The sequence below is a fragment of the Pseudomonas sp. AC463 genome, from assembly GCF_979253585.1.
On sequence record NZ_CEEDDZ010000318.1, the window covers coordinates 1 to 330 of the forward strand.

Genomic DNA, 330 nt, shown 5'->3' on the forward strand with positions numbered 1-330 from the left:
GCGCGCGGGCGACGACATCAACTCGGCGATGATCGCCGGTGTCGACGCGATCGACAAGCAATTGCGCGCCTCGCCCGAGGAAGCGCAGGCGCGCACCGACGCGGCGATCAAGGAGTTCGACCGCACGCACAAGACGCAGCGCCGCAACAACGGCGGCGGCATCCCGATCGGGCTGATCTTCTGGCTGGTCGTGCTCGGCTTCGTCATCCTGCCCGCGATCGTCGGACGCAAGCACGGTCGCGGCCGACGCTTCAGCAACGATGGCGGCGCCCTGCCCATCGTCCTGTGGTCGATCGCGAACGAGATCGGCCGATCGGGGCAAAGCGGCGG

At 68.8% G+C, this 330-nt stretch carries 1 protein-coding gene; it reads left to right on the forward strand.

From position 1 onward, the window contains the following. On the forward strand, positions 1–330 hold a 330-nt coding region (locus tag AC0IYH_RS30315), incomplete at both ends, for a hypothetical protein (protein WP_471837841.1).